The sequence below is a fragment of the Pseudomonas sp. CGJS7 genome, from assembly GCF_036961695.1.
Map to the genome: position 1 here is coordinate 57503 of NZ_JBAMDI010000059.1, position 6473 is coordinate 63975.

The following is a 6473-nucleotide window of genomic DNA, read 5'->3' on the forward strand; positions in this document are numbered from 1 at the left end:
CCCGCGCCTACAAAAAATACGCGGCCTTTGTAGGAGCGGGTTTACCCGCGAATGGGCTGCAAAGCAGCCCCAAAAGCCCACTCAGTACTCGCTGAGGGAAAACTCGGTCAGGCAGAAGGTAGGCACCCCGGCCGCTTGCAACCGACGCGACCCGTCCAGTTCCGGCAGGTCGATGATCGCCGCCGCCTCGAACACCTGCGCCCCGGTACGACGCACCAGGTTGGCCGCCGCCAGCAGCGTACCGCCAGTAGCAATCAGGTCATCGAAGATCAGCACCGAGTCGCCTTCACACAGGCTGTCGGCATGCACTTCCAGGAAGGCTTCGCCGTACTCGGTCTGGTAACCCTCGCTCAGCACGTCGGCTGGCAGCTTGCCCTGCTTGCGGAACAGGATCAGCGGCTTGTTCAGCTGGTGGGCGATGATCGAGCCGATCAGGAAGCCCCGCGCGTCCATGGCGCCGATGTGGCTGAATTCCGCCTCGACATAGCGCTCGATGAACTGGTCGGCCACATAGCGCAGCCCGCGTGGCGACTGGAATAACGGGGTAATGTCGCGGAAGATCACACCCGGTTTGGGGAAGTCCACTACCGGGCGGATCAGGGCTTTGAGGTCGAAGGCGTCGCTGTGCATTGTTGCGGGTATCCTGGGAAAACGAATGCCCAAGTATACCCGCTAAAGATCAGCCTCAGGCCTCGATTGCACCACCGGCCAGCGCGCACAGCTGGATCGGGTCGAGGATGTGCACTTCCTTGCCCTCGGCGCGCAGCAGGCCGTTCTGCTGGAAGCGGGTGAACACCCGCGACACGGTTTCTACCGCCAGGCCAAGGTAGTTGCCGATTTCGTTGCGCGACATGCTCAGGCGGAACTGATTGGCCGAATAGCCGCGGGCGCGGAAGCGCGCCGACAGGTTGACCAGGAAGGTGGCAATGCGCTCGTCGGCGGTCTTTTTAGACAGCAGCAGCATCATTTGCTGGTCGTCGCGGATTTCGCGGCTCATTACCCGCATCAGCTGGCGGCGTAGCTGTGGCAGTTGCACCGACAGCTCGTCCAGCCGTTCGAAGGGGATTTCACACACCGAAGTGGTTTCCTGAGCCTGGGCCGATACCGGGTAGGCCTCGGTATCCATGCCCGACAGGCCGACCAGTTCGCTGGGCAGGTGGAAGCCCGTGATCTGCTCTTCGCCGCTGTCGCTGAGGCTGAAGGTTTTCAGGGCCCCGGACCGTACTGCGTAGACCGAGCCAAAACTGTCACCCTGGCGGAACAGGAACTCGCCTTTCTTGAGCGGCCGCCCGCGTTTGACGATTTCATCCAGCGCGTCCATGTCTTCCAGGTTCAGCGAAAGAGGCAGGCACAGGGGGGCCAGGCTGCAATCCTTGCAATGGGCCTGGTTGTGTGGGCGCAGTTTGACTGGCTCGGACATTTGAATCGATCCTTGTGGGAAAGCACACATAAGTCGTAAGGGTAACTCACGACACAGGGTGTAGGCCAGTGTGCGCGATGATGGTGCGCGCTGGCGAAACCCCGGCAGGTGGCCTGCCGGGAGTCCAGGTGTGCTCATAGTGTGCCTGACAAGGAAGCTTGTCCATGCGGTTGAACGCCTTGTTTTTCAGATCACTCGCGAGAAACGCTGGCGGTTGTGCATCGCCAGATACGCGTCGAACACCATGCATACCGAGCGCGCCAGCAGCCGGCCGGCGGGCAGGATGCGAATGCCCTTGTCGTCCAGGCTGATCAGGCCGTCGCGCTGCAAGGTCAGCAGCTCGGGCCAGAGGTCGTTGAAGTAACCGCGAAAATCCAGGGTGAAAGCCTGTTCGATGGGTTCGAAATCCAGCTCGAAATGGCAGATCAGTTGCTGGATCACCGCCCGGCGTATGCGGTCGTCGTGGTTGCACAGCAAGCCGCGCTGGGTGGCCAGCTGGGCGTTGGACAGGCTGTCCTGGTAGGTGTTGAGGTCACTGCTGTTCTGGCAGTACAGGTCGCCGATCTGGCTGATCGCCGACACGCCCAGGCCAATCAGGTCGCAGTGCCCGTGGGTGGTGTAGCCCTGGAAGTTGCGCTGCAAGGTGCCTTCTTCCTGGGCAATGGCCAGTTCGTCGTCGGGCAGGGCGAAGTGGTCCATGCCGATGTAGCGGTAACCGGCGGCGGTCAGTTGGTCGATGGTGGCGTGCAGCATCTCCAGCTTGGCGGCGGCGCTGGGCAGGTCGTTGCTGTCGATGCGCCGTTGCGGCATGAAGCGCTCGGGAAGGTGGGCATAGTTGAACACCGACAGGCGGTCGGGCTGCAGGCGGATCACTTCTTCCACGGTGCGGGCAAAGCCTTCCGGGGTTTGCTTGGGCAGGCCGTAGATCAGGTCGAGGTTGACCGAGCGAAACTGCAGCGTGCGCGCAGCCTCGATCAGGGTGCGGGTCTGTTCCAGGCTCTGCAGGCGGTTGATCGCGCGCTGCACGGCCGGGTCGAGGTCCTGTACACCCAGGCTGACGCGGTTGAAGCCCAGTTCGCGAAGCAGGCCCATGGTCGACCAGTCGGCTTCGCGAGGATCGATCTCGATGCCGTAGTCGCCGGAATCGTCGTCCAGCAGGTGGAAGTGCTGGCGCAGGGTGGCCATCAGCTGGCGCAGTTCCACATGGCTGAGGAAGGTCGGTGTGCCGCCGCCAAAATGCAACTGTTCAACACGTTGTTTAGGGTCCAGGTGGCAGGCGACCAGCTGGATTTCCTGCTCCAGGCGCTGCAGGTAGGGCGCAGCGCGGGCGCGGTCTTTGGTGATGACCTTGTTGCAGGCGCAGTAGTAGCAGATGTTGGCGCAGAACGGCACATGCACGTACAGCGACAGCGGGCGCACGGCCCGTCGGCTCTCGCGCAGGGCGTTGAGCAGGTCGAACGAACCCACCTCGCTGTGCAGTTGCACGGCGGTTGGGTAAGAGGTGTAGCGTGGCCCGGCGAGATCGTAGCGGCGGATCAGGTCGGTATCCCAACGGAGGTCGTCGAGCATGAGGGTAGTCCCCGGAAAGAGCAGCAGTGCACCGGAGTCTATGGCCGTCTGTAGGAAACTGTGTTGATTTGTATCAAGGGCATTGGGGCTGCTTTGCAGCCCCCGTCAATGGCCCATCAGCCAGTGCTGGTGTGGGCCCGGCAGGGTCCAGACACCGAATAGCATCACCAGCACACCGCCCGCCACGCGCACGCTGCGTCGCCGCAACAGGGCGTTCACCCGTTCGGCAGCCAGCCCGGTTGCCAGCAACACCGGCCAGGTGCCCACCCCGAACGCCAGCATCAACCCGGCGCTGTAGCCGGCATTGCCCTGGCTGGCCGCCCACAAAAGGGTGCTGTACACCAGCCCGCACGGCAGCCAGCCCCAGAGGGCGCCCAGCAGCAATGCCCGAGGGAGGCTGGACGCTGGCAGCAATCGCGACGCCACCGGCTGGATATGCCGCCACAGCCCGCGGCCCAGTGCCTCGATACGGGTCAGCCCGCTCCACCAGCCGGCCAGGTACAGGCCCATGGCAATCAGCAGCAGTGCCGCAACCACCCGCAGCGCCAGCGCTGCCGGGCTGCTGGCCACGGCCCAGCCGGCCAGGCCCAGCAACAGGCCGGCGCAGGCATAGCTGAAAATGCGCCCCAGGTTGTACGCCAGCAACAGGCGCAGGCGCTTGCCGCGTTGTTCGGGGGGGATGGCCAAGGTCAGTGCGCCCATCAGGCCGCCGCACATGCCCAGGCAGTGACCGCCCCCTAGCAGGCCAAGGACCAGTGCCGAGCCCAGCAGCGGAAGCAGGTCAGGCACGGGGTGGTGGTTCCTTGTCGGTGTCGGCTGCGGCATCGTCAGGCTTCACTGCCGCCTGGTGGCGCGGGTCCTGATCGTCGAACAGGATGCTGTGGGCGGGGCCTTCAAGGTCATCGTACTGACCGCTGTCTACCGCCCAGAAGAAGATGTACACGGCCACGCCGACCAGCAGCAGCGCTGCCGGGATCATGACATAGAGGGCGGGCATGGCGACTTCCTCCCGTGTATAGGGGCTTCGTGGGGCAGCGGGCCCGATGCCACGGGCATCCGGGTCAGGCGCAGGGCATTGAGCACCACGATCAGCGAGCTGACCGACATGCCGATGGCGGCCCACACCGGCGTGATCCAGCCGAGCGCGGCGAACGGCAACATCAGGCCATTATACAGGGTCGCCCACAGCAGGTTCTCGAGGATGTTGCGGCGGGTGCGGCGGGCCAGCTCGAACGCCTGCACCAGCGCTTGCAGGCGGTTGGACAGCAAGACGGCGTCGGCACTGGTCTTGGCCAGGTCGGTGGCGCTGCCCATGGCGATGCTGATATCGGCGGCGGCCAGTACGGGTACATCGTTGACCCCGTCGCCGAGCATCAGCACCTTGCGCCCGCCAGCCTGCAGGGCTTTCAGGCGGTCCAGTTTGTCATCCGGGCGCAGGCCGCCAATGGCCTGCTCGATACCCAGCTGCGCGGCCACTTCGGCAACCATCGGCGAGCTGTCGCCCGACAGCAGCAGGGTGTGCCAGCCGCGCGCCTTGCAGGCAGCGAGCAGGGCCGGGGCATCGTCGCGCAGGCGGTCATCCAGGCCGAACCAGGCCATGGGTCCCTGGCGGTCGCCCAGCAGCAGCCATTGGCCGCGAGGCTCGGGCACAGCGGGGATTTCCGCACCACTCAAGGCGCAGACGAAGGTAGCCTGACCAATGCGCAGGCGCTGGCCGTCGACCACCCCCTCCAGGCCCAGGCCGGGTACGCTCTGTACGTCATCGGCAGGTGTGGCGGTACGACCAAAGGCGCGAGCGATGGGGTGTTCAGAGCGGTTTTCCAGCGCCGCGGCCAGGGCCAGGCAGCGGTCGGCGGCCTGGCTGCCGAGCGGGCGGATGCTGCGCAAGGTCAGGCGGCCCTCGGTCAGTGTGCCGGTCTTGTCGAAGATCACCGTGTCGATCTGATTCAGGCCCTCCAGCACATGGCCGCGGGTCACCAGCAGGCCAAGCTTGTGCAGGGTTCCGGTGGCGGCGGTCAGTGCGGTTGGCGTAGCCAAAGACAGGGCACAAGGGCAGGTGGCCACGAGCATTGCCAGTACGATCCAGAACGCCCGTGTCGGGTCCAGGTGCCACCACCACAGGCCGATGGCTACCGAGGCCAATAGCGAGAACAGCAGGAACCACTGCGAGGCGCGGTCGGCAATTTCCGCCAGGCGCGGTTTTTCAGTCTGGGCGCGCTCCAGCAGGCGGACGATGGCCGACAAGCGTGAGTCATGGCCGAGGGCTTCCACTTCCACATTCAGCGCGCTTTCGACGTTCAGCGTACCGCCAGTGACCCGCTCACCCACCCGGCGTGGTTGCGGCAGATACTCGCCGGTCAGCAGCGATTCGTCGACGCTGGAGCGGCCCTCGACGATGCGCCCGTCGGCAGGGATGACCGCGCCGGGGAGCACCTGCACGGTGTCGCCGCACTGTAACTCGCTGAGCAGAATGCGTTCGCTGCGCCCGATGGCGTCCAGGCGCAGGCATGAGGCTGGCAGCAGGTTGACCAGCTGCGCAGTGGCCGCCGCTGTGCGCTCGCGGGCGCGGCGCTCCAGGTAGCGGCCGGTCAGCAGGAACAGGGCGAACATGCCCACCGTGTCGAAATAAAGCTCGCCGCTGCCAGTGATGGCTGTCCAGATGCCAGCGCCGAACGCCAGGCCAATGGCCAGCGACACCGAAACGTCCATCGTCAGGTGGCGCGTTCGCAGGTCGCGCGCCGCGCCCTTGAAGAAGGGCGCGCAGCTGTAGAACACGATGGGAATGGTCAGGAACAGCGCCACCCAGCGCAGGATGGCATGCAACTCGGGTGTCAGGTCGATGTTGAATTCCGGCCAAGTGGCCATGGTCGCCATCATCGCCTGGAACCACAGCAGCCCGGCCACGCCCAGGCGGCGCAGGGCGCTGCGGTTTTCCCGGGCCAATTGCTCGGCGGCCTGGTCAGGCTGGTAGGGGTGGGCGGCGTAGCCGATCTGGCGAAGTTCGGCCAGCAGGCGCGACAGCGGTAGCTGCTTGTCATCCCAGTTCAGCAGCAGGCGGTGATTGGACAGGTTCAGGCGCGCTTCGGCGACACCGGGCAGGTTGCGCAGGTGCTTTTCGATCAGCCAGCCGCAGGCGGCGCAGCTGATGCCCTCGACAAGCAAGGTGGTTTCGGCCAGCTCACCCTGGTGGCGGACGAAGGTTTGCTGCACGTCGCTGCGGTCGTACAGGGCCAGTTCGTCCTGCAGTTGCTTGGGCAGGGCTTCGGGGTTGGCGCTGTTGTCGCTGCGGTGCTGGTAGTAATGTTCCAGGCCTCCAGCGACGATCGACTCGGCCACCGCCTGACAGCCGGGGCAGCAGAACTGCCGTGGCTGGCCGAGGACCACGGCGGTGAAGCGGCTGCCGGTGGGGACGGGCAGGGCGCAGTGGTAGCAGGGGGTCGGTTGGGTCATAGGGCAGACACTGCTCAGGCAGATAGGAAACCCT

At 65.3% G+C, this 6473-nt stretch carries 6 protein-coding genes; all 6 read right to left on the bottom strand.

The window, feature by feature from the left end:
* Positions 1–81: 81 nt before the first annotated feature.
* Positions 82–630: an adenine phosphoribosyltransferase gene (locus tag V7787_RS29365; RefSeq protein WP_009683910.1), complete on the bottom strand. Its 549-nt coding sequence runs from the start codon at positions 628–630 to the stop codon at positions 82–84.
* A gap of 55 nt (positions 631–685) precedes the next feature.
* On the bottom strand, positions 686–1420 hold the full coding sequence (gene fnrA / locus V7787_RS29370) for a Crp/Fnr family transcriptional regulator FnrA (protein WP_003254301.1): 735 nt from the start codon (positions 1418–1420) through the stop codon (positions 686–688).
* Between the two features lie 186 nt (positions 1421–1606).
* Positions 1607–2989 (bottom strand): oxygen-independent coproporphyrinogen III oxidase, encoded by a 1383-nt coding sequence (gene hemN, locus V7787_RS29375; RefSeq protein WP_010955013.1) that lies wholly within the window; start codon positions 2987–2989, stop codon positions 1607–1609.
* 105 nt (positions 2990–3094) lie between these two features.
* On the bottom strand, positions 3095–3778 hold the full coding sequence (locus V7787_RS29380; RefSeq protein WP_064493447.1) for a sulfite exporter TauE/SafE family protein: 684 nt from the start codon (positions 3776–3778) through the stop codon (positions 3095–3097).
* Positions 3771–3986, bottom strand: a complete 216-nt coding sequence (gene ccoS, locus V7787_RS29385; protein ID WP_010955011.1) for a cbb3-type cytochrome oxidase assembly protein CcoS — start codon at positions 3984–3986, stop codon at positions 3771–3773. The genes V7787_RS29380 and ccoS overlap by 8 nt, the downstream gene beginning before the upstream one ends.
* Entirely contained in the window at positions 3965–6439 is a 2475-nt protein-coding gene (locus V7787_RS29390) for a heavy metal translocating P-type ATPase (RefSeq protein ID WP_064493446.1), read from the bottom strand. Before V7787_RS29390 ends, ccoS begins: the two co-directional genes overlap by 22 nt.
* Positions 6440–6473 lie beyond the last annotated feature (34 nt).

Coding starts and splice junctions, on each gene's coding strand:
- V7787_RS29365 (WP_009683910.1), bottom strand. CDS start 630: ATGCACAGCGACGCCTTCGACCTCAAAGCCCTGATCCGCCCGGTAGTG.
- fnrA (WP_003254301.1), bottom strand. CDS start 1,420: ATGTCCGAGCCAGTCAAACTGCGCCCACACAACCAGGCCCATTGCAAG.
- hemN (WP_010955013.1), bottom strand. CDS start 2,989: ATGCTCGACGACCTCCGTTGGGATACCGACCTGATCCGCCGCTACGAT.
- ccoS (WP_010955011.1), bottom strand. CDS start 3,986: ATGCCCGCCCTCTATGTCATGATCCCGGCAGCGCTGCTGCTGGTCGGC.
- V7787_RS29390 (WP_064493446.1), bottom strand. CDS start 6,439: ATGACCCAACCGACCCCCTGCTACCACTGCGCCCTGCCCGTCCCCACC.